The 23,322-nt window shown below is 55.1% G+C and carries 22 protein-coding genes; 8 read left to right on the forward strand and 14 right to left on the reverse strand.

Features of this window, described 5'->3' with window-relative positions:
• Positions 1–79 precede the first annotated feature (79 nt).
• Entirely contained in the window at positions 80–1,222 is a 1,143-nt protein-coding gene (locus C6I21_RS01070; protein WP_105957567.1) for an amidase, read from the forward strand.
• 137 nt (positions 1,223–1,359) lie between these two features.
• Positions 1,360–1,527, forward strand: a complete 168-nt coding sequence (locus C6I21_RS16260; protein ID WP_181186021.1) for a YuzK family famiily protein — start codon at positions 1,360–1,362, stop codon at positions 1,525–1,527.
• Positions 1,528–2,092: 565 nt separating this feature from the next.
• Here the strand turns inward: C6I21_RS16260 and C6I21_RS01080 are convergent.
• The 8 genes from C6I21_RS01080 to C6I21_RS01115 form a co-directional block, all read right to left on the reverse strand.
• Positions 2,093–3,175, reverse strand: a complete 1,083-nt coding sequence (locus C6I21_RS01080) for a sensor histidine kinase (protein ID WP_181186022.1) — start codon at positions 3,173–3,175, stop codon at positions 2,093–2,095.
• Complete coding sequence (locus C6I21_RS01085) at positions 3,165–3,845, reverse strand: response regulator transcription factor (protein ID WP_105957570.1); 681 nt, start codon at positions 3,843–3,845, stop codon at positions 3,165–3,167. Before C6I21_RS01085 ends, C6I21_RS01080 begins: the two co-directional genes overlap by 11 nt.
• Positions 3,846–3,886: 41 nt before the next feature.
• A complete protein-coding gene (locus C6I21_RS01090) occupies positions 3,887–4,453 on the reverse strand; it encodes a redoxin domain-containing protein (protein ID WP_105957698.1) in 567 nt (188 codons plus the stop codon).
• 20 nt (positions 4,454–4,473) lie between these two features.
• Positions 4,474–5,217, reverse strand: a complete 744-nt coding sequence (locus C6I21_RS01095) for a cytochrome c biogenesis CcdA family protein (RefSeq protein WP_105957571.1) — start codon at positions 5,215–5,217, stop codon at positions 4,474–4,476.
• Entirely contained in the window at positions 5,205–5,909 is a 705-nt protein-coding gene (locus tag C6I21_RS01100; protein ID WP_105957572.1) for a hypothetical protein, read from the reverse strand. Before C6I21_RS01100 ends, C6I21_RS01095 begins: the two co-directional genes overlap by 13 nt.
• A 210-nt stretch (positions 5,910–6,119) precedes the next feature.
• Positions 6,120–7,667: an L-glutamate gamma-semialdehyde dehydrogenase gene (gene pruA, locus C6I21_RS01105; protein ID WP_105957573.1), complete on the reverse strand. Its 1,548-nt coding sequence runs from the start codon at positions 7,665–7,667 to the stop codon at positions 6,120–6,122.
• A 22-nt stretch (positions 7,668–7,689) separates the two neighbouring features.
• Positions 7,690–8,895, reverse strand: coding sequence for an ornithine--oxo-acid transaminase (locus C6I21_RS01110; RefSeq protein WP_105957574.1), 1,206 nt, complete (start codon positions 8,893–8,895; stop codon positions 7,690–7,692).
• A gap of 129 nt (positions 8,896–9,024) precedes the next feature.
• Entirely contained in the window at positions 9,025–10,395 is a 1,371-nt protein-coding gene (locus tag C6I21_RS01115) for a sigma-54 interaction domain-containing protein (RefSeq protein ID WP_105957575.1), read from the reverse strand.
• 405 nt (positions 10,396–10,800) lie between these two features.
• On the opposite strand from C6I21_RS01115, the gene C6I21_RS01120 reads away from it, so the two are divergent.
• On the forward strand, positions 10,801–11,178 hold the full coding sequence (locus C6I21_RS01120) for a hypothetical protein (protein ID WP_105957576.1): 378 nt from the start codon (positions 10,801–10,803) through the stop codon (positions 11,176–11,178).
• A gap of 140 nt (positions 11,179–11,318) precedes the next feature.
• On the opposite strand, the gene C6I21_RS01125 is transcribed toward C6I21_RS01120, so the two are convergent.
• The 6 genes from C6I21_RS01125 to C6I21_RS01150 all read right to left on the reverse strand — a co-directional run bounded on the left by C6I21_RS01125 (position 11,319) and on the right by C6I21_RS01150 (position 16,710).
• On the reverse strand, positions 11,319–12,440 hold the full coding sequence (locus C6I21_RS01125; protein WP_105957577.1) for an NADH-dependent flavin oxidoreductase: 1,122 nt from the start codon (positions 12,438–12,440) through the stop codon (positions 11,319–11,321).
• 73 nt (positions 12,441–12,513) lie between these two features.
• The gene (gene nagB, locus C6I21_RS01130) at positions 12,514–13,233 is read right to left on the reverse strand and encodes a glucosamine-6-phosphate deaminase (RefSeq protein WP_105957578.1); all 720 of its coding nucleotides are present in this window, start codon (positions 13,231–13,233) and stop codon (positions 12,514–12,516) included.
• The gene (nagA, locus tag C6I21_RS01135; RefSeq protein ID WP_105957579.1) at positions 13,230–14,369 is read right to left on the reverse strand and encodes an N-acetylglucosamine-6-phosphate deacetylase; all 1,140 of its coding nucleotides are present in this window, start codon (positions 14,367–14,369) and stop codon (positions 13,230–13,232) included. Before nagA ends, nagB begins: the two co-directional genes overlap by 4 nt.
• Positions 14,366–15,112, reverse strand: a complete 747-nt coding sequence (locus C6I21_RS01140) for an SIS domain-containing protein (RefSeq protein ID WP_181186023.1) — start codon at positions 15,110–15,112, stop codon at positions 14,366–14,368. Before C6I21_RS01140 ends, nagA begins: the two co-directional genes overlap by 4 nt.
• Positions 15,113–15,269: 157 nt before the next feature.
• The gene (locus tag C6I21_RS01145) at positions 15,270–15,773 is read right to left on the reverse strand and encodes a hypothetical protein (protein ID WP_105957581.1); all 504 of its coding nucleotides are present in this window, start codon (positions 15,771–15,773) and stop codon (positions 15,270–15,272) included.
• Between the two features lie 208 nt (positions 15,774–15,981).
• Positions 15,982–16,710, reverse strand: coding sequence for a GntR family transcriptional regulator (locus C6I21_RS01150; RefSeq protein WP_105957582.1), 729 nt, complete (start codon positions 16,708–16,710; stop codon positions 15,982–15,984).
• Positions 16,711–16,979: 269 nt separating this feature from the next.
• Here C6I21_RS01150 and C6I21_RS01155 point away from each other — a divergent pair, with 269 nt between their 5' ends.
• The 5 genes from C6I21_RS01155 (at position 16,980) to C6I21_RS01175 (ending at position 23,185) form a co-directional block, all read left to right on the forward strand.
• Entirely contained in the window at positions 16,980–18,746 is a 1,767-nt protein-coding gene (locus tag C6I21_RS01155; RefSeq protein ID WP_105957583.1) for a helix-turn-helix domain-containing protein, read from the forward strand.
• A gap of 125 nt (positions 18,747–18,871) precedes the next feature.
• Entirely contained in the window at positions 18,872–20,164 is a 1,293-nt protein-coding gene (locus C6I21_RS01160) for a Zn-dependent hydrolase (protein ID WP_105957584.1), read from the forward strand.
• Positions 20,165–20,189: 25 nt separating this feature from the next.
• Positions 20,190–21,326 (forward strand): TRAP transporter substrate-binding protein, encoded by a 1,137-nt coding sequence (locus C6I21_RS01165; protein WP_105957585.1) that lies wholly within the window; start codon positions 20,190–20,192, stop codon positions 21,324–21,326.
• 79 nt (positions 21,327–21,405) lie between these two features.
• The gene (locus C6I21_RS01170) at positions 21,406–21,930 is read left to right on the forward strand and encodes a TRAP transporter small permease (RefSeq protein ID WP_105957586.1); all 525 of its coding nucleotides are present in this window, start codon (positions 21,406–21,408) and stop codon (positions 21,928–21,930) included.
• The gene (locus C6I21_RS01175; RefSeq protein ID WP_105957587.1) at positions 21,908–23,185 is read left to right on the forward strand and encodes a TRAP transporter large permease; all 1,278 of its coding nucleotides are present in this window, start codon (positions 21,908–21,910) and stop codon (positions 23,183–23,185) included. Before C6I21_RS01170 ends, C6I21_RS01175 begins: the two co-directional genes overlap by 23 nt.
• Positions 23,186–23,322: the final 137 nt, after the last annotated feature.

Consider the following 23,322-nt stretch of genomic DNA (forward strand, 5'->3'; position numbering starts at 1 on the left):
TGTACACTTTAACCAAAGACAGCGGAAGACGTTTTCGATACGCTGTAGAAAATAGAGAATAGGAAGGAAGTGGCGCGGGATGAACAATGTCACGTATACACAGCCGGGAGTGTTCCGGGCCGGAGAGAGCGGACCGCTCCGGGGAATGAGCTTTGCGTTAAAAGATGTCTTTTCCATCCGCGGGGTGCGGAATACAGCAGGAAATCCGGACTGGTACCGGACGCACGGACCGGCGGCGGAAGATGCCCCGAGCGCGGCACTGCTTCTGGAAAACGGCGCTTCTCTTGCCGGCATGACACTCACCGATGAGCTGATGTTCAGCCTCCACGGGGAAAATTATCACTACGGCACGCCGGAAAATCCGCGGGATCCAGCGCGCATTCCCGGCGGCTCCTCCAGCGGGTCTGCGGCTGCCGCCGCCTCCGGCGATGTCGATTTCGCTGTCGGGACGGACACCGGCGGATCGGTCCGCGTGCCGTCGGCCTACTGCGGCTTGTACGGCTTCCGGCCGACACACGGAGCCGTGCCGATCGACGGCGTCATTCCACTCGCTCCATCCTTTGATACGGTCGGCTGGATGAGCCGCTCGGAGGATCCTTTTTTCCGCGCCGGGGAAGCGCTGCTTCAGGAAACGCTGCCCGCCCGGGCCGGCAGCTTTCAGCCGATGCTCCCGGATCAGGCGTGGGCGCTGATCGATGAAGAGATAAAAGAAACGCTCCTGCCGCTGCTTCCGGCAGCGGATTCTGTGCCGCTTGCCGAGACCGGACCCGAGGACTGGGCTGCCGTTTTCCGCGTCATTCAGTCCTTTGAAATTCACGAAAACCACGGCGGATGGATCGCCGAAACGAAGCCGGCCTTCGGCCCGGGCATCCGTGAACGGTTCGCCGCAGCCGGCAGCGTCACACTGGAAGAAAAGCAGCTGGCGGATGAAAAACGCACAGCCTTTACCGCCGCTGTAGAAAAGCGTTTAGGCGGAGACGGCCTGCTGCTTCTGCCGACCGTGCCGGGGCCGGCGCCGCTCCGGGACCTTCCGGACGAAGAAGTCGACCGCATCCGCCAGCGCACACTTCAGCTCTGCTCCATCGCGGGCCTTGCCGGGCTGCCGCAGGCCGTCGTCCCCGTGGAGACCAGACACGGGTGGCTCAGCCTGTCTGTTATCGGCCCAAGGCATCAGGACGCCGCGCTTCTCGCCTGGGTCCGCCAGCACCTCGTAAAAAGCTGAATCCAGGTGGAGAGTAACAGGACGACGAGTCCAAAGTGAGTCGAATATACCAATTATCTCCAACTATGTTTTCTCCTTTCCTTTGTGAGGTAATATGACAGAAATACCTTCTGTCATGGAAGGAAAGGAGGAACATCGTGGAAATTCCCGAACATTTGATTAAAGGCATGCACCTGACACACGGCATGAGCTTTGAAGCCTACCAGCAGTCCGTGGAACGAAAAATCCGTGTCGAAGAAGCCCGCGAAGACGAATACCAGCGGGCCCGTGACACCGTCCGCCGCGCCACCGCCACCCTGCGGTAAACATGGGCATCATAAAGAAGCTTCCGGAGATCGGTTTTCGATCTCCGGAAGCTTCTTTTCCTTACGCCGCCGGCGCTGCGGCTTTCATGAACCCATTGATGAACCGGCCGCCGGAAAGCCCGGCGGCCCATCTGCTTTCAGACTGTCTGCGGTGCTGGCAGAGGGCGGGCGGATCCGGCCCGCGGTCATTCCACGTTTTTATCCGGTTATAAGGAGCGGAGGGAAAAAGTTCGGACCATCCCGGGGTGCCCACGGACCAGAATGACCCTTCCGCGGACCACGACGGGCTCGTATCGGAACAAAAACGCCTCCTGCCGGACCAACCTTGATTTATCGGACCACCTCTGCAGGAAATCGGAACAGGTTTGACCCCCTCGCGGACCAAAAAGCGAGCCTCCCGGACCACCATCCGCACGAACAGAAAAGGAGGTTTTTAATGGTTCACCGTTTTCTTCCTGCACCTGCAGCCGCGCAGTACTGAATGTTAAAAAAAGCTGCCACAGCCGTGTTAACGGCCGTGGCAGCTTGTCATAGAAGGTGCTGCAGATGCCTTCTACATAACGGTTCAGCGCTGATCTGTCGAATCCGGAAGAAACAGGCGGAAGGAATGCCTGGTCCCGTCGGAAAGAACGTCGACGTTTCCGGCATGCTGCTTTTCGATGATGTTTTTCACAATCGCAAGCCCCAGCCCGCTGCCGCCGGTCGTCCTGTTTCGTGACGCATCCGCCCGGTAAAACCGTTCAAACATCCACTTTCTGTCCTCTTCTGTCAGTTCCGGTCCGGGGGAGGTAACCCGAATTTCATACCCGTTTGAAACCGACTCTCCTTCCACCTCTACCGCACCCGCTCCTTCATAATGCTGATAGGCATTTTCGAGAAGATTCATAAATGCCTGCTGCATCCCTTTTTTATGCACAAAAGACGTTCCCGGGGCTGCTGCTGCGTGAAAGTGAATCCCTCTCTTCTCAAATTTCAGCCGGTACAGCTCCGCTGTTTCTTCGAGAAGCTTCCCCGGATCCAGCTGCTCTTTTTCCTCAAGAAGGGCCGCGGTCTGTTCATTCCACCGGCTCATTTCCTGCATCTGCTCCACCATGTCAATCAGCCGCTGGGATTCCTCATGCAGCGAATGATACAATTTAGGTTCTCCGGAGATGACTCCGTCCCGCATCGCTTCCAGATACCCGCTCACATTCGAGAGCGGGGTCCGCAGTTCGTGCGCCATATCATTCATCATCCGGGCCCGGGTTTCCTCATTTTCCCTCAGGCGGTCCCGCAGCTCATTGATGTGGCTGCTGAGCTGCTCGATTTCATAGAAAGCGGCCGTTGCTTCCAGCTGGTCATACCGGCCTGCTTTTAATTCATTCAGCGAAGCACCCAGCTGCTTGAGCGGACGCGTCATTTTTTTCGTGAAGAAATAATGAAAATAAGCCCCGGCCACGATGACAGCAGGCACGACAAACCAGAGAACTCCTGCAAGCTGTTCCCGGAAAACAGCTCCGCTCTGTTCTCCCTCTGCAGGCAGCTGGTCCACCAGGCTGCAGGCAGTGGCATAGATAAAATAACTGCTGATGGATAGAAGCACCGCAATAATGAGGGTGTGCACAGCCGTCAATTGAAAGATGAGGCTGGAACTTCGTTTATGGAACAAAACGATACCCCATTCCGCGCACCGTCTGAATCCGCTCGGGAGCAGACGGCGTTTTCTCAATTTTTTCCCGGAGCTTCTTGATATGCGCATCAATGGTCCGGTCCATCACGACCGTTTCGTCGTTTGGGTGAATCTGCTCCATCAGCTGCTCCCGCGAGAGAACGATATCCGGGTGCTGCATAAAATAATACAGCAGACTGAATTCATATTTTGTCATCGGAACCTGCCTGTCGTGAAGCAGCACTTCCCCTCTGCGGGGTTTAATCACAAGTCCGTTATGGGCCACCCTCTGGCAGAGCATGCTGCCGCGCCGGAGCACCGCTTCCACCCGTGCCATCAGTTCATTGGGACTGAAGGGCTTTGTGATATAATCATCCGCCCCCATACGAAGCCCTGCGATTTTTTGTTCACTGCTCGTTTTGGCCGTGATCATAATGATCGATGTTTCATTCTGTTCCTGTTCCCGTATCCAGCTGCACAGTTCTTCTCCGCTCAGTTTAGGAAGCATTAAATCCAGCAGCACAAGGCAGGGAGCGTGGGACCGGAACAGTTCTTTCCCTTCCTCTCCATCCACTGCTGTGATGACTTCATAGTTTTCTTTCTGCAGATAAGTTTTGATCAGGTTCCGGATCATTTCATCGTCTTCAACGACAAGTACGAGCTGCTGCATGTCTATCATCCTTTAATTTTCTTAGTCTCTGTACCTGCAGTTTAGTCCATCTGCTCGAAAATTTGAATCATCATGTCTTCATTCATCGGCCCGAGCGCAATGTTTTCGATCCGCCCTTCCGTGTTGATCAAATAGGAAGTCGGAACCGGCTGAATATCAAACTGTCCGGCAACAGAGACATCATGATCCAGCAGTATCGGGAATGTCAGTCCGAAATCGTCGCGGAATTGTGCTACCTGGTCCGTCCCCGGTTCGGTTTCCGTCAAATTCACCGCGATAATTTCGACGTCCTCATACTCTTCATACACGTTCTGCATGTCCGGCATTTCTGCCCGGCAGGGAGGGCACCACGTTGCCCAGAAATTGAGCATCACTTTTTTCTCGCCGCGGAAATCAGAGAGCGAAATCTCCTCTCCTTCCAGCGTTTCCAGGGTAAAATCCGGCGCGTACTCTCCTTCTCCCAGACCAATCTCCTCTTCCGGTACAGGGGGCAGATCCTGTTCCTCCGCCGTCTCGACGGCAGCTTCTTCTGTCTGCCACTCGATGGTATCGTACAATGTCCAGCCGATCATTCCGGCAAACACAGCAAGCAGTATCCACTTTTTCACGTTACCCATCCTTTCTTTTCTCATCCGAGGTTTTCAAACCATGTTCCTTCAATCAGCCGTAGAATAAATGCAGAAATATCCGTCATTTGTCCTGTAAACAGAAGGACGCCCATAAGAATCATCACACCTCCGCCGGCTTTCATAATCACGCCGCTGTAGCGGACGATCCAGCGGGTGGAGCCGATAAAAAAGGTCAGGAGGAAAAACGGAAGTGCAAATCCAATGATGTACAGAAGTGTATACCAGAATCCCTGCTGCGGATCACTGGCAGAAAGGACAAGTATCGAAGCAAAAATGGGACCGATACACGGCGTCCACCCCGCAGCAAAGCCCATCCCGACAAACGTTGTGCCGACGACACCTGCGGGCTTTTTCGTTATCGTAAACCGTTTATTCTGCATCAGGCTTTTCATTTGAAACACGCCGGCGACAAACAAGCCCATGAAGATAATAAAAATGCCGGCCAGCCGCTGAATCAGATCCCCCGAAGATCCTACGATAAGCTGCTGCAGCCCTCCCCCCATGAACGTGGCACCGGCACCGAGAGCCATAAAAATCGTGGAGACACCAAGAAGAAAGAAAAACGTATGAAACATCAGTTTTTTCCTCACCTGTGTTGTACGGGAGTTTTCCAGTTCCTTCACACTAATTCCAGTGATATAAGATAAATAGGCGGGGAAGAGCGGCAGGGTGCACGGGGAAATAAACGAAATGACACCTGCAGCAAACGCCGCCCATAAGGTTAATTGACTCAGTTCTTCCATGTTTTCACCTGCTTTGTATTCATTCGTTGAAAGACCACAGCCACAGCTGCGCCTGCTGCCGGAACCCAGAAATACATACCGGGCACCGGCACCATAAAGAACGTATGGCCCGCATCGAAAAATCCGATCATCCACCTGCTGAGAGCCCACATTCCTAAAACCGCAGTAATCTGTAATTCCATACGTTTCGTCCTGTGATGCAACCAGTATAAAAACACAGCTCCTGCTGTAATGATGTAAGCCGAAATTGGGTGGTTTTCCACGGGAAGTACAGCTGTCCCGCTGCCTGTGGAGGGCTGTAGAAAGTGGAAGCCGATTTCAGCCGCTATAAGTATAGTGAACACCTGCACGGCCAGCGCGTTACCGGAAAGAGAGAGTTTCTTCCTCTGCCACACGCTGTACACTGCCATCACTACTCCCGACAGGAGCAGTTCATCCGCCCCTCCCGGATAGCTCAGAACAGCGAGCGGATCGGATAAAAGCAGCGGAAAGCGTATAACAGCTGTGCCGAACATAAATGTAATCAGTCCCATTGTCAGAACGTTTATCCCCGCTTCCCGGACCGCCGTATATTTTTCCTCCTGAAGCTGCGTCCCGTATCGGACGTATAGGTAGGCTCCTGCAAGCGATGCCGCCACCGCAAGCATCGTTTGTGTAATCGTAAAAGGACCTATGGATAGGACACCATTCATCTGCTCCCTCCTTTCCTTCCATACGATAAACCAGTTTTGTGAAAGTTTGATGAAAGCACACTCGCTTTTTCTGCCGTAAACAGTTCGCAGTTACTACATATTTACATCTCCATGAACGAAAAAAGCTGCCACAGCCTTGTTTCCGGCCGTGGCAGCTTTTCCAATAATGGAGGGGGCTGTTTTCTGAGCACCTTCCGTTTTTTTAGTTTATTACAGCATCTGGCTGATGGACTTTGGCAGCAGGTACTGCAGCAGGTAGTCCGGTCCGCCGGCTTTCGAATCCGTACCGGAGAGTTTGAACCCGCCGAATGGATGGTAGCCGACGATCGCGCCGGTGCAGTTCCGGTTGAAGTACAGGTTACCGACATGGAAGTTCTGCTTCGCATACTCCAGGTAATCGACGTTCCGGGAAATCACCGCGCCGGTTAAGCCGTACTCCGTGTTGTTGGCCACGTCGATGGCTTCTTCGTAGCTCGCTGCTTTCGAGAGCGCCAGCACCGGACCGAAGATTTCTTCTTTCATAATACGTGCGTCATGCGCCGCATTGCCGAAGATCGTCGGCTCGATGAAGTAGCCGGTCTCGCTGCTGGAGTTGTCTCCGGTTAGAAGCTCGGCTTCGTCTTTGCCGACTTCAATGTAGCCGGTCACTTTGTCGTACGCTTTCTGGTTGATCACCGGGCCGAGATAGTTTTCGTACTTCTCCGGGTCCCCGAGTGTCAGCTTTTTCGTCTCCTCTACGACACGCTTTGCGACTTCGTCGTAAATCGACTCGTGAATGACCGCGCGGGAGCCGGCGGAACATTTCTGGCCGGAGAAGTTAAATGCTGCCGTGACGATCGCATTCACCGCGATATCAATATCCGCATCTTCTGCGACAACGACCGTATCTTTTCCACCCATTTCCGCAAGTACGCGCTTTAAGTGGTGCTGGCCTTCCTGTACTTTCGCCGCGCGCTCCAGAATACGGAGACCTGTCGCTTTGGAGCCGGTAAACGTAATCAGCGCAGTGTCCTTATGGTCGACGAGGTAGTCGCCGATTTCATGCGGCTCGCCCGGAACAAAGTTGATCACGCCGTCCGGAACGCCCGCTTCGCGGAGAATGTCCACAAATTTTGCTGCGATGATCGGAGTCGGCTCTGCAGGCTTCAGAAGAACGGTGTTTCCTGCAACGAGCGGTGCCACGGTCGTCCCGGCCATGATCGCTGCCGAGAAGTTCCACGGTGGAATCGTGACAGCCACACCCGCGGACGTGTAAATGTACTGGTTGCTTTCTCCGTCGCGGCTTTCGATCTTTTTGCCGTCCTTCAGCTCAATCATCTGGCGGCCGTAATACTCGAGGAAGTCGATCCCTTCTGCCACTTCAATATCCGCTTCCACCCATGGCTTACCGGCTTCTTTTACGACCGTTGCGGAAAGCTCGTGCTTGCGGCGGCGCATGATCGCTGCCGCGCGGAATAGAAGCTCCGCCCGCGCTGTCGGACTCGTTTTACTCCAGGCAGGGAACGCTTTTTTCGCTGCCGCAAAGGCTGCATCGATTTCCGCTGTGCCTGCTTTAGCCACGCGTCCGATCGTCTCCGACGTTTTCGCCGGGTTGATCGACGGGAGCCACTCGCCGCTCATAACTTCCTTTCCGTCGATGATAAGCGGGTAATCCTTGCCGATGTCCGCCTTAACGACTTCCAGTGCTGCGAGGAAATCCTTTTGATTCTCTTCCTTGGAAAAGTCCGTGAACGGCTCGTGCTTATACTGTGTATACATAAAACATTCCTCCTTTGAAAAATTAAAGTGCCTGAAGCACGCTTTCGATTTTTTCCAGCGCCCAGTCGAGATCGGCTTCGTCAATGACGAGCGGCGGCGCAAAACGGATCACATTCTCCCGCGTTTCTTTGCAGAGGAGTCCTTCGTCTTTCAGTTTTTCACAGCTCTCTCTGGCAGGTACCGTCAGTTCCACTCCGATAAACAGTCCGCGCCCGCGGATCTCTTTAATTTTCGGGTTGTCGATCCGGCCGAGACGCTCCCGGAAATACGTGCCGAGTCTGTCGGAACGCTCCGCAAGCCCTTCTTCCTCCAGTACATCAAGCGACGCACAGGCGACCGCCGCACCAAGCGGATTTCCGCCGAACGTCGAACCGTGGGATCCCGGTTCAAATACACCGAGCACCTCTTCATCCGCTGCAACGCAGGAGATCGGGAACACCCCGCCGCCGAGCGCTTTTCCTAAAATGTACATATCCGGTACGACGTCCTCCCAGTCACAGGCAAACGTGCGGCCGGTCCGGCAGAGACCCGTCTGGATTTCATCGGCGATGAAAAGAACGTTGTTTTCCCGGCACAGTTCCCGTGCCTGCTTCAAAAAGCCTTCCGGCGGCATGACAACGCCGCCCTCTCCCTGAATCGGCTCGACGAGAAATGCCGCTGTATTCGGGGTAATGGCCTGTTTCAGCGCATTCAGATCGCCGTACGCGACCGAGCGGATACCCGGAAGCATCGGTCCGAAATCTGTGCCGTCCGCTTCCGCCGCAGCAAGCGAAACTGCCGTCATCGTCCGCCCGTGGAAGTTTCCGTGGCAGGCGATGATTTCCGCCTGGTCATGCGTCACGCCTTTTCGCCGGTACGCCCAGCGCCGAGCTGCCTTGACCGCCGTCTCCACGGCTTCCGCGCCGGTGTTCATCGGCAGAACGAGCTCTTTCTTGGTGACAGCGCTTACTTTTTCGTAAAAACGCCCCAGCTGATCGTTATGAAACGCCCGCGATGTCAGCGTCACGTGGTCCGCCTGGTCTTTTAAGGCCTGTATAATTTTCGGGTGTCTGTGGCCCTGATTGAGCGCCGAATAGGCACTCAGCATATCCATATAGCGCCGGCCCTCCGGATCTTCCACCCAGACGCCCTCCGCCTTGGAGATGACGACGGGCAGCGGATGATAATTCCGCGCACCGTGCTTTTCCGTCTGTGCAATTACAGCTTCCGTATTTGTCGCTGTCGTCATTCTGCATCACCCTTTCCCACTTTCTATATTATGCAAACGCCATGCCAACTTTTATCCCTCTGCTGAAAGCGGATTCCCGCACCCCTGCAAAGAGATGGCGACAATTATTTTGTCATAAGACAATTTTATTTACCTACGGACGGTCTCTATTCCCACCTTCTTCAGATGGTATGTCAAACTCTGCCTCGTCAGGCCGACCTCCGCCGCCGTATCCTGAATCCGGTAGCCATTCCGCCTGAGTGCTGCCTGGAGAAAACGACGCTCCTTCTGCTCGAGAAAGGCCTTCAGTGTGACGGCCTCTGCTTCTTCTTCCTCGTCCGCCCCCGCCTGCGGCCCGGGCTCCGGGGCCGACTGCCGCTTAATGTAGCTCGGAAGATGATGGAGCTCAAGCCGGTTTTCCTCTGTGATAAAGTTCAGCGCCCCTTCAATCACGTGCTCCACTTCGCGGATGTTTCCGGGCCAGTGGTACTGATCAAACGCCCGCCACACATCCGGGCTCATATCCTCAATGTCGAGCTGGAACAACCGGCTGTACCGCTTTAAAAAGTAAGGGCACAGATCCCGCAGATCGTCCTTTCGTTCCCGGAGCGGCGGGATGAACAGCGACACGACGCTGAGCCGGTAGTACAGATCCTTCCGCAGGCGGCCGGCCGTGACGGCATCAATCGGATCCTCGTTCATCGTCGCGATCAGGCGTACATCGACCGGCCGCTCTGTAACATCGCCGACGCGCCGGATGCGCCGGTCCTGAATCGTCCGCAGCAGTTTGGACTGCAGATCCGGACTGAGGGAATTCATTTCATCGAGCAGAAGCGTACCGCCCTCCGCCTGCTCAAACAGCCCCGGCCGGTCTTCCGCTCCGGTGAACGCCCCCTTTTTCGTTCCGAACAGGATCCCTTCAATCAAACTTTCCGGAAGCGCCGCACAGTTCTGGCTGACGAACGGGCCCGCGGAGCGGCTGCTGCCGGAATGGATACTCTGGGCGAACAACTCTTTTCCGGTGCCGGTCTCTCCGACGATGAGCACCGACGAACTCGTCCGGACCGCCCGCTTTGCCAGCTCAATCACTTCCTGAAGCTGCGGGCTGCTGCCGATAATGTCGCCGAAATGAAACCGGCGGCTGCTGTGGCGGCGGTTCTCCTCTACGAGGCGCTCGAGCCGCGTAATATCTTTCGTGATTTCCACGGCACCGATCCGCTTTCCATTTCCGTCGTCCACTGGAAACGTCTGATTGACCGTCGTGATTTCCACGCCTTTGTTGTTCCGATATGTCTGGGTGATATTCCGGAACTCTTTCCCTTCATACAGCGCCGCCTGCAGCGTGCTCCCGCCGGCCGTAAACTGAAACACATCCTCCAGCGCCTGTCCGAGAACTTCTTCCGGGTCCATGTTTTCGATTTCCGAGATTTTTCTATTGTAGATCACCGTCCGCCCGCTCCCGTCCACCGCATGCACCCCTGCATCCAGCTCCTTGAGCAGCTTCTGATAAATGGCATCCATTCCAACTACCTCCGCTGTAGTGACAACTTTTTTGTCATCATAACAGAGAGCGCGACAAAAAGAAAGCGCTGACACTTTTATCGTGTTCGGTTTTGGATGAAGGACTACGGCGGCCCGGGCGGCGGAGTCTCCTAACGGCAGATTCCATTCTTAAGCAGACCGCACAGTCTTTGCCGCACCAAGCGGCTGAAAGCACAGCTTCTATAGGAGAAGGAATGGCCAGCTGACGTCTCCACCCAGTATTCCAACAGCGCACCGGTTTAGTCCTCCTTCTCTATCCATCAGCACCTCCTGCCCCGCCTCTTCTCCACCTTTCTTCAGATAGAAAAAGGAAATTCAGTCCCAAATATAGAAACACATAATACGCTTAAAATGACTATTTTTTCTATAATAAAGGAGGACTCCATGAGGAAGAAAAATGGGCTGCCGTTATTGGCAGCACTGGGACTTTCCCTTTTCGCATTAACAGCCTGTTCTAATCAGGAAACGCTGCATTTTCAAGGAGAAGGAGAAAATTGGGAAGTAGAGTACACAGCAAATGTGACCAATGAGACGGATCAAACGATTGACTATGTCATCCGCTATATTGGCGAAGGGGACGTTTCAGAAGCAGTGGACTATCAGATTGGGGAGACGACGGTGACAAATGAAACGTTGGAAGACAATCGTTACGTAGAACATGCAGGAAGCGGGTGTCAAAACTGCTCAGTCCTTCAACAAGAGGACACCATTGATTTTTCCATTCAATGGGAAGAAAACAATGAACGTTTCACCCTTGAATAAATCTGCTTAACAGCAGCTGTTCTAAACGAACTTCACACTGAACTCCCCCTGCAGGCCGCACACCATTTCTCGTTAAAGAAGCTCCAATTGTCAAAAAACCACCGGAAGCTTCGGCTGCTTCCGGTGGTCCCGTCCTTTATTTACTTCTCTGCGTGTTCTTTTACCGGGAACCAGCCCGGAGTGTTGACGATCGCGTTCCAGAGCGGTTCCGGAACGACGAGCGTTTCACGGTCGTCGACGGAGAGTTCGGTCCGGATCTCACTTTCCCGGCCTTCCGCAGCTTTTTCAACCCATTCCGGCTCCACGATCAGTTCGCGGCCGAGGGCCATCAGCGGTACGCCGCCTTCCATTGCTTTTTCCACGTCATCAGGCGTATGAAGCGATCCGACGCCGACAACCGGCACACGGCTCCCCACTTCGTCCTGAATCAGCTGCACGCGGCTGCGCGTATCCTCTTTATCACGCATCGAGCCGGCATGGAAATCCTGAACGGAAACGTGCAGGTAATCGAGCCCTTCCTCTGTCAGCGTGTTGACGAGCGCGAGCGTATCTTCCATCGTAATGCCCGGCTCTTCCATTTCCTCCGGAGAAATACGATAGCCGACGAGAAACTGGCTGTCCGCTGCCTCCGCTGCCTTCTTCACTTCATTTAACACTGCCAGCGGAAAACGCATCCGCTTTTCCAGTGTGCCGCCCCATTCATCGGTACGGCGGTTGGAGTGCGGGGAGAAAAACTGCTGAATCAGGTACGTATTGGCGCCGTGGATTTCGACACCGTCATAGCCTGCTTCGATCGCGCGGCGCGTTCCTTCGCCGTACGCACGGATAATTTCGTCGATTTCCGCTGCCTCAAGCTTACGTGGCACCGGTGCGTTCTCGCGCGCGGCAGGAACGGCACTGGCACTGACCGGCTGCTCGTCCGGAAGCAGGTTCGGCGGAGCCATGCGCCCACCGTGGTAAATCTGCAGAATCGCCTTCGCACCTTCTTTTTTAATGACGGAGGCAAGCTCCCCGAGGCTCGGTACAAGATCGTCGCGGTCTGCGCCGATTTCACCCGGGAACCCTTTGCCGCCCGGCGTTACATTGGCACATGCCGTGATGACCGCTCCGGCGCCGCGGGAGCGCACGCGGTAGTATTCGCGTTCTTCGGGGGTCGTTTCCCCGGTATCTGCGGAAGAGAAATTCGTCATCGGCGCAAGCATAATCCGGTTGCGGAGCTCCGCGCCATTTTCAAACGTAAACGGTTCGAGAAATCGTTTCATCGTGATGTTCCTCCTCTGATGGTTGTTGTTCGACACATACAACAGTGTAAGAGGAAATCACGCGGATGGGAATTTATCTGCTCAGAGACAGCGCCGCTTCATCAGCGATGACCGTCACATCCGGATGTGTCTGAAGCGCCGTGACAGGCATCTCCTCCGACATGGCGCCGTGCAGAAGCGCACGTACAGCCTCCGCCTTCCTCGCTCCGCTTGCAAGCAGCAGAATGCGGCGGCTCTCTAAAATCGTACCGATTCCCATCGTCACCGCCTGCTCCGGCACACGCTCTCCTTCTCCGAAAAAGCGGGCATTCGCCCGGATCGTGCCCTCTGCCAGACGGACGACATCCGTCCTTCCATGAAAGGAACTCCCCGGCTCATTAAAGCCGATATGTCCATTAGCACCAACGCCGAGAAGCTGCAGATCAACGCCCAGACGTGTCACCAGCTCATCATAGCGCGCCGCTTCCGCGTACGGATCCTCAGCATCCCCGGCCGGCAGATGGGTCTGCGGAGAAGGAATGTCCGTATGCTGAAACAGCACCTCGTTCATATAATAGTGATAGCTCTGCGGATGATCCGCGGCGAGACCGAGATATTCATCCAAATTCACCGTATGCAGATGCTGAAGCGAACGTCCCTCCTGCCGGACCCGCTCCCTGAGCGCCTCGTAAAATCCGAGCGGCGTGCCCCCGGTCGCCAGTCCGAGCGTCCGGATATTCTCTAACTCTGTGTACACCAGCTCCGCGGCACTGCGGCTCATTTCCTCATAGTCTGCCACCTGTATCAGCTTCATCTCTCTTCCCCTCCCCGTGAAAAAACGACGTTTCCACACGACACGGTCTCTACGACTGCGCCGCTTTCATCCAGTATCGTCCAGTCGGCGTCCATCCCCGGCCCAAGCGTGCCTTTTTGGCTGTCGATGCCGAGAATCCGCGCTGGATTCGTACTGGCCATCTGCACCGCTTCTTCCAGGCTGCAGCCGGTAAACGCCTGTATATTGGATACAGCCTCCGCCATCGGAAGAACGCTTCCGGCAAGCGTACCGTCGGCAAGGACGGCCGTCCGGCCGGTAACCGTTACTTCCTGGCCGCCGAGCGTGTACGTGCCGTCTTTCAGACCTTTGGCGCGCATCGCATCGGTGATCAGCGTGATCCGGTCTGCTCCGAGCAGTTCGTACGTCAGGGCGCACGCTTCCGGCGACACGTGAATGCCGTCTGCGATCAGCTCCACCTGTACGTCCGGATCGCGGAAGACCGCACCGACGACGCCGATTTCCCGGTGATGCAGTCCGCGCATACCGTTAAAAAAGTGCGTTGCCTGGCGGACACCGCGGCGGAATCCTTCGCGGGACGCTTCAGCGGTGGCATCGGTGTGTCCCATGGAAACGACGACACCTTCGGCAGACGCTTTTTCCACCAGTCCGGCTTCGTCCAGTTCCGGTGCCATCGTCATCATCCGGATCCTTCCGCCGGATGCTTCCTGCATCTGTTGAAACACTTCCGGATCGGGCGTTTGAATATGCGCCTCCGGCTGAGCGCCCTTTCTCGCAGGGTGAATAAACGGCCCTTCCAGGTGGACACCTAGCATCGCTGCCCCCTGCCCCGGTTTATACGCCTTCACCCGGCGGAGAGCGTCGAGGATCTCTTTTTCCGGAGAGGTGATCGTGGTGGCGAGAAACGACGTCGTTCCTTCCTGCGGAAGTGCGCCGGCAATCGAGTGAAGCGCATCATCGGATGGGTCCATCACATCGCTTCCCGCGGCTCCGTGAATGTGCGTATCGATAAATCCCGGTACAATGCATCTGCTGCTCCGGCCGTGTCCGCCGCTGGTGATCCGGGTGATCCTGCCTGATTCCACGGTAATCTCCGGGCTCTCCACCCAGCCGTCCGCTGTCAGCATGCGGCAGCCCGTATAGGAAAATGACGTCATCGTATCTCCTCCTCTCCTGCCAGTGCAGGAATCCGTTTTTTATACCGGTCGATCAGCTTCCGGTTCCACGCATCGGAGCCGTCGATGTTGCCGCTGAGAAAAACCGGTGCCCCGCCCTTCATCCTGCCGAGACGGGCAGTCGCTTCAGCGGAGACCGCCTGCGCGGCAAACAAGGCAGCCATACTGGAAACCGCCGCAAACGGCACGGGGACGTTGTCGTCTGTAAGTGCTGCATCTCCGGACGGGACATGAGTATCGATGACGACGGTGCCGACATCCTTCAGCTTCTTTCCGCTCGAATGGCGGGAAGCGCCTTCGTAGAGCGAAGACGTCAATGCGATGACCGGGATGTTTTTCTCCCGTGCGGCAAGCGCCGCTTCTACCGGAGCCGGGTTTCTTCCAGACGTGGAAGCGACAAGAAGAACGTCGTGTTTTTCCAGGTCGAGGTTCTGTGCCGTTTTCACTGCAAAGCCTTCATCGCGCTCCCATTCCGAAGCACGGGCGCCGCCGGATTCCAGCAGCAGCTCCTGAACCCAGTGCGGCTTGACGGGAGCCAGTCCCCCGGCCCGGTAAAACAGCTCCTCGCCGATCATATGCGAATGCCCCGCACCGAAACAGTGCAGAATGCCGCCGTTCTCTATGGCTTCCGCAGCGAGCCGTCCCGCTTCCTTCAGCGCTCCGGCTTCTTTTTCAGTTATTGTCTGCAGCAGCCGCTGCACGTGTGTATGGTAGGTTTCGAGCATGATACCGCTCCTAATGTTTAGTTGTCTATACCAGATATAGAAAGCAGAAGGGTGTTCACAACAAACCTTCTGAACACCTCTGCTTATTTGCTTCAAGTACAAGAAATCATAAAATTTGAAGCCTCTTCCAAGCAGGGATACCAAAGGCTGCAGCATTTCAAGCTGTTGTCATATTCATCGTTACTTTCTGTTGATGGAGCTTCTCCGCTACCCGGCAGAAGCTTGCCGTGGGCTTGTCTTCCAGCCGGGCGCTGTTTGCACGGCTGCAGCGCATGAGCGGAGCCGGCCTTTGGTTTGAGGCGCAGGGCAGCGATCTTCTGGCCTGCGGCGCGGCCGTGCGGAGCCATGCTTCTTCAATCGAAGCATTGTCCAGCTCCAGCGCCCACTCGCTCGAGGTTCCTTCACCCCTGCCGAAGAAAGCAAAGAGCAGCTTTCGTCGGCAGGGCCTCCAGGACTGGTCGCTCGTAACCAGGGCGCTTCCGCTTTTCGGGCGACTGCGCTTGATCCCACCGGCGTCTCTGCCGAACGCTTCAAAGCGCAGTAAAATAGAGATGAAAAACAGAGGCTCTGTAGTAGGAACGATTTTTATAAGGTAATGATGGTCTCTTCCAATTCGATTGAATGGCAGCATTTTCTGCGCAAAAGGGATCACTTCTAACAAGCGTTCTCTTTCTACCTGCCGAAACCGGAGGCCGTCGACTCCGGGAGGATCCGAACGAGGCGAAAATCCATTCCTTCTGACGGAAGGAAGAAGGAATTAGTTGAGCCCGTTCCCTCCGGAACGCGTACGGCTGCAGGTGCAGGCAGAAAGCGGGGACCAGTTCAACAAACTCCTCTTTTCTTTTAAGACCAGGCGGTTTCTGCCTGGTTTATTTTGCCCGCTGCAGGTCCATCATAAACCGGTAGCGGTCAGCACGGTACTTGGAACGGACGACTTCAAGCGGCCGGTCATCGGCCAGGTACGTCCTCCGTTCAATCGAGAGCACCGGCGCTCCTTTTTCCACACCGAGAATGTCCGCTTCCTCCGGCATGACGAGCGACGCTTCCAATGCCTGCTCGGCACGGCCGATAATGAGTCCGAGCGTTTCCTCCAGGTAGGAATACAGCGAGGACTCTGCCTCTTTCTCGGTCAGTCCGTGCACGACCGATGGATGAAGCCACGTTGTTTCCAGCGCCATCGGCACGTTGTCCGCCAGGCGGATCCGCCTCATCTCTATGACGTTGTCACCTTCGGCAATGCCGAGAATGAGCGCAACGTCCCCCGGTGCAGGAACCTCGCCGAAGTGAAGCATCCGGCTCGCGGGCTCCAGTCCCCGGGAACGCATATCTTCCGTGAAGCTCGTCAAACCGCCGACTGCCTGCTCAATTTTCGGCTCCGACACGAACGTGCCGGTTCCTTTCCTGCGGTAAAGCAGTCCTTCGTTCACGAGCGACGTGATCGCCTGGCGGACCGTCATGCGGCTGATATCGTACTGTTCCGCAAAATCGCGCTCTGAGGGGAGCACATCCCCCGGCGCCAGTTCACCGCGGTGGATACGGCCTTTAATTTGTTCTGCCAGCTGGTAGTAAATCGGTATCGAAGAATGTTTATCGATCACGGACAGCGCTCCTTTATCATCAATTGGTTTTCTCTTTCCCTTTCATTTCCTTTTTTACGCCTGCAGAAGCCGGTACGTTTCACCAATCCCGGAAAGAATGGGCTTCGTTTTCCTTTTGCTCAGTGTAGCACACCACATAGATAGAAGTCTATACCAATAGACCACTTCAGCACAGCTGTGTATACTGTGGAAAAGTCTCTCCCTTTCCGGACAGCCGATGGGCTATAATAGGAACCAATGACTAGGAAAAGAAAGGAGGTCTGCTTCGGATGAACACGGAGAAGAAGCTGATGAGTCTGATTCAGTCTGCCAGGGTGCTCACGTCGACACTGGATCTGGATGAGGTGCTGCACGAGCTGATCGTGGAAGTACTGAATGTAATCGACGGTGCCAATGCCAGTGTGCTGTTTCTCTACGACGAGAACATCGACAAGCTGTATGCTAAAGCGGCGGTAGGCTTCGATATGAATTACCTCCGCCATGCACGTTTAGCGCCGGGGGAAGGTATGAGCGGAACGACGTTTTCCGCCGGGAAGGGCCAGATGTTTCTCTCTCAAGAGGAAACGGGCGGCCATATGGATAATATCAGTGAGGAGACAAAATATTTTTATTCCCGGTCGCTCGGGGATTATAAACTGCCGACGAGTGCGATTTCGGTGCCGCTTCTCTCCAAGGGGACGTGCATCGGGGTGCTGACGGTGGATATCTATGAGAAGGATGCGGTATTTGACGAGCAGAATCTGCATCTTCTGGAGACATTTGCTGCGCAGGCGACGATTGCGATTGAAAACGCCACGCTGTTTTCCCGGAACGAACGGACGACGATGATCCACGAAGCGCTGTCACGGGCGGCGATTTCTCAGGGCGGCATCCGGGAAATTACGAAAACGCTCGCCGGGCTGATTCATCACGGGGTCGTTGTATACAATGAGTTTTTCGATATTTTGGAAACGTCGTCTGCGGCAACGAAGGAGGATGCGCAGGTCGTGCTTTCTTCGATGGGGCGTGAGGCGGCGAGTGTGTCGGAAACGGAAGTGACGACGCTGACGCTGGAGGAGGAGCCGCCGATCCAGGGCGTCTTTTTCCCAATCCGCTCGGAAGCGTTCACGATCGGCTATTTAACGATTATTTTAAAGCATGAGGAAAACCTCGATCCGCTCGACCGCTTTGCTATCGAACAGGCAAGTTTAATCTTCGCGCTGGAGATGACGCGGCGCGAGCGCACAGCGATGGATGATATGACCCACTCCGGCTATGTGCTGGACCAGCTTTTGTTCAGTGAGTGGAATGAAATGTCGATGAAGCAGCTCTCCCAGCTTCCTGCTTTCCGGGAGGAGTCCCAGTACGTCGTATGCCAGATGCTGTTAAATGAGCCGCTCCTGCTGCACGAGCGGGCCGGGACGCACAAAAATCAGCTTCTCCGCCTCATCTACCGGGAAGTGTCGCAGCATCCGTTTCAGGCGTTTGTGCTCGACCAGAAGCAGGAGACGACGTTTTTATTTGCTGCACCAAAAGAACTCGGACGGTCGGTGTACGATGAACTGATACGGTTGTTTGAACGGATCCGCAGCGAAGCGGAAAGCCGCTACGGCATGCCGGTGCTCGCAGGACTCGGACGGTCCGTTGACACGCTCGAAGATATCCGCACTTCCTACCGGGAAGCCAAAAAATGCATCGATGCCATGCAGGCACCCGGCTCCTCCCCCTCCATCATGCTGTTTCAGAACCTCGGCCTGCAGCGGCTGTTTTTAAACACCGAGCTGCAGGAGCTCGAAGACTATGTGAGCGATACGATCGGGCCGCTCCTTGCCTATGACCGCGCGCATGATACATCGCTCTGCCGGACGCTCGAAATGTATCTGGAGGAAAACGCGAACCGCAGCCGCACCGCACGAAAATTGTTCGTCCACGTCAACACCGTGAAATACCGCCTTCAGGTGATAGAAAATCTGCTGCAGCTGGAGGAAATAAGCGGCCGGACCGCGTTTGAACTGCAGCTGGGACTGCATATTTATGATTATTTGAGCATGAAGTAAACATTCCACTTAGCTGAAACAGACAAATATAACCTATTTATTTTGTCTGTTATATATATGTGCGAATTCATTGAATTGTCATATAATTTGTTACATTCCAATGATATTCGTACAGGAGGAACTTTATGCTGGATCAATTATTGAAAGACTATAATGAACAGTTAACGAGAAATGGCGTCGACGGCAGGCGCCTTGCCGAACGTCTGACAGCTCTCAGCGAGATCGGAAAGACCGAAGCCGGCGGCTGCCGGCGCATTGCGTTCTCACCAGAAGAGCAGCAGGCAAAAGAACTCGTCATGGGCTGGATGGAAGAAGCCGGCCTGCAGGTAACACAGGACGGTGCCGGCAATGTGATCGGTGTCCTGCACGGTACTTCTCCGGAACGATCGGTTCTTTCCGGCTCCCACGTCGACAGCGTGCCAGACGGCGGCCATTTTGACGGTCCGCTCGGTGTCCTTGCCGCACTCGAAGTAGCGGAAGCCTGGAAAACACAGGGTATCCAGCCGGTCAAAACGTATGAAGTGATCATCTTCACAGATGAGGAAGGCGCCCGGTTCCAGAGCGGACTGACAGGGAGTCAGGCAATGACCGGTCAGTGGGAGCAGGCGGCAAAAGCGGCCCTCTCCGACACTTCCGGAAAGTCATTTGAATCCGTTTTGTCGGAAAACGACTTAAGCTTTCAATCGTTCCGGGAAGCGGAGCGGGACTTCTCCACGATCGACGCATTCGTTGAAGTCCACATTGAGCAGGGCAAACGGCTGGAAAAAGAAGACCTTCCAGTCGGTATCGTTCAGGGGATCGCCGGTCCTTCCTGGCTCAACGTTTCCTTTCAGGGAGCAGCCGGACACGCGGGCAACACACCGATGAATGACCGCCGCGATGCGCTGATTGCCGCAGGGCGGTTTGTGAGTGCCGTGGAAGTACTTCCACCGAAAGTAAGCGGGACGTCAGTTGCGACGGTAGGAAAACTCGAAGTGAAGCCGAACGGCGTCAACGTCATTCCCGGCGAAGTAAATCTGACCGTCGATATCCGTGACATTGAAGAGGACTCGCGCGACAAGCTGCGGGATGCGATCTGGCTTCTCGCAGAAGAAGTAGCCGAGGACCGGGGAATCGACGTCGAGATTGAGCAGGTCATGTATGTCGCACCAGTGAAAGTAAAGCAGGACATGCAGGACCGCGCCGCACGCGCACTGGAAAAAGCGATTGGACGCCGCACCTATTTTCTACCGAGCGGCGCCGGACACGACGCCATGATGGTCGGCCGCAAAACCGACGTAGCCATGCTGTTCACGCGTAGTCAGGACGGCATCAGCCACAATCCTGCCGAGTGGTCGACGTTAAACGACTGTGTCGAAACCGTCCACGTATTAAAAGAACTGCTCGAAGACCTGTGCGGGATCCGTACAGAAGCATAAATCATTTAAAGGGGAGAGATGAATCATGAAAAAGCAGGCAGTAAAAGTATCCACGGTGACAGCAGCAGCCTTATTCCTGGCCGCCTGCGGTGTCGAAAGCGGAAATAACGGCGGCGACGCTGCGGAAAACAACGCAGAAGCGGAAAACAATACCGCTTCTGAGAATGAAGCAGATAACGCCGCAGAAAACGAGAGCTCAGATAACGCCGGAGAAGAAAATGAAGAAGCGGCAGATGCCGAATACGAGCTGCAGCTCGGCTGGAACTCCGGACTCGATGACGATTCCAAAGGCGAAGCGGCAAAAGCATTCGCAGAATATGTAGAATCGGAATCCGATGGACGGATCGCTATTGAATTTTTCCCGAATGAAACGTACGCAAGCTCTCCGGAAATGATCGACGCGGTGCAGGTCGGCGCGCTCGATATGGCGATGCCGGGGGCCAACGAACTTGCGAACATCGTGCCGGAATACGCTGCACTCTCGCTCCCTTTCCTGACCGAAGGATTTGAGGAGGCGCACGCCGTTCTCGACGGCGAAATCGGCGACGATCTGGAAGCAATGGGTGAAGAGAACGGCTTTATTACCTTAAACGATGTGGAAATCGGCTTTGCCCAGATCACGAACAACGTCCGCCCGATTGAATCACCGGAGGATATTGAAGGCATGGCGATCCGTTCTCCGAACGATGTGAGCCTGATCGCCACGTTCGAGGAGCTTGGAGCGTCGGTTTCCACACTCGACTATACCGAAATCTACAGTGCGCTGTCCCAGGGAGTTATCGACGGACAGTTCAACCCGCTGCTAAGCATCTACGACCAGAATATGCACGAAGTCCAGGATTACCTGGCCGTGACCAATCATACGTACTACTACTCCTACCTGATCATGGACGACGAGCTTTACAACAGCCTGGATGAAGAGCTGCAGGGCATCGTCGATGAAGGCTCCGAGCGCGCGAAAGAAGCGGCACGGGAATTCATCGCCTCCTCTGAAGAAGAGGCACTGGAACGCGCCGAAGATGAGTTTGAGGAAGTAACAAATCCGGATCTCGCTCCGTTCCAGGAAGCAGTCCAGCCGGTCTACACGGAAGTGGAAGATGTGATGGGTGCTGAAATCATCGAGCGGATGCAGACGTTCCTCGAAGAGTACCGCAGCCAGTAATCAATGAACGTCTACAGCCGGGGGCGGCTTCAGCTGCTCCCCGGCTGTGTTTCTACATACGTTAAAGGAGGAAGAAGCGATGCGTGAACGTAAAGGCGGCATTCACCGGTTCGTCAACTGGACAGAAATCGCAGCAGCGGTTCTTCTCGCAGCTCTTACAACAGTCGTTACGGCAGAAGTCGCCGGACGCTACCTGCTGAACCAGCCGATCGCGATGTCCAACGAATTGACCCAGCTGTTATTCCCGTGGATGATCTATGTCGCCGCCATCGCGGTTACCCGGGACGATGCTCATTTATCGGTCAGCTATTTCCGGGACAGAATGCCATACGCCGCTCAGAAAGGGCTGTACTTATTTTCTAAAGCAGTAATGCTGATTTTTTCACTGGCTCTCGTCTATTCCAGCTGGCTCTATATCGGCAATGTGTCCTCCCAGGTCATGCCGGTCATGCGGATCTCCCGCGGCTGGCTTTCCGCCTCAGTGACACTCAGCTTTCTGCTCGTCAGTATCATCTTAATTTATCAGATCGTTATGATCGCCCAGAACAAAATGCCGGTGCCGAGAGAGGAGGACCAGGTCGATGCTGTGGATCATGATCGTTAGTTTTTTCGCCTTAATTCTTCTCGGTGTTCCGATCGCCTTTTCGATGGGAGCTTCGGCCCTGCTGTACATTGTTTTTGCCGGTATTCCGGTGGAAATGCTTACGCAGCAGTTCTTTTCCAATACGCAGTCGTTTACGTTTCTTGCGATTCCCTTCTTCATTCTCGCCGGAAATCTGATGATACACGGACAGATTGCCCAGCGCATTATCGGTGTGGCCGATACGATGGTCCGCCAGCTTCCCGGCGGTCTCGGCTGTGTGTCGGTCGTCACAAGTATGGGCATGGCCGGCGTGTCCGGCTCCTCTGTCGCTGACGCTGCCTCCACCGGCTCGGTCCTTATTCCGGAAATGAAACGAAAAGGATACAGCGCCCGCTTCGCCGCTGCGATCAATGCATCCAGCTCGGTCGTCGGCATTATTATCCCACCGAGCTCCACGATGATCATCATCGCCTGGCTCGTCGGGCCGGAACTGTCCGTCGGAGCTTTGTTCGTCGCCGGTATCATCCCGGGCCTTCTGATCGGTATTGCTTATTTGATCACCACCGTCCTGATTGCCCTGAAGCGCGGCTACCCGCGTGAATCGAAACCGACGTTCATCGAATTTTTAAAAAGCCTGCAGCGTGCCTTTCTCGCTCTCGGCCTTCCGGTCCTTCTGATCGGTGCGATTGTATTCGGTGTTGCAACAGCCACCGAAGCTGCGGCACTCGCGGTTGTCTATGCCCTGCTGCTCGGTCTTCTTATCTACCGGACGCTGAACTGGACGAATATCGTCAAATCGCTCCGCGAATCCGTCCACGGCACAAGCATCGTCATGGTGACGATCTGTGCGTCCATGATTTTTACGTGGGTGCTGATTTCTGAAGGGGTTCCGCGCATGATTTCCGATTTTCTGCAGGGACTTGGTCTCCCTTCATGGGGACTGCTTCTCGTCATGATTCTGATTATGCTGCTTGCCGGCATGATTATGGAACTGGTGCCGAATCTCTTCTTGTTCATTCCGATCTTTTTCCCGATTGCGACAGACGTGATCGGCATGGACCCGATGCACTTTGCGCTCGTCATGCTCGTCACGCTTGCACTCGGTATGTTCACACCGCCGGTCGGTGCGACACTGTTTATTTCCTGTTTCATTGCCAAAATCAAAATTGAGCAGACGGTAAAGGATGTCATGCCATACCTGGCAGCCGGGATTGTCGTCATTCTTATTATTTCGTTCTTCCCGTTCACCGTCCTCTGGCTGCCGTCGCTGTTTTAATTTTAACAGCGGCTGCAGAAGGGGAAAGCTCTATTACTCTGCTGCGGCGGTCCCCCGATGGGCCGCCGCAGCTTTTTTCGTTTAAGAAAGCATAAAATTCGAAGCCTCTTCCAGCCGGGCGCTCGCTGCACAGCTGC

The organism is Alkalicoccus urumqiensis (assembly GCF_002993335.1).
Lineage (GTDB): Bacteria > Bacillota > Bacilli > Bacillales > Salisediminibacteriaceae > Alkalicoccus > Alkalicoccus urumqiensis.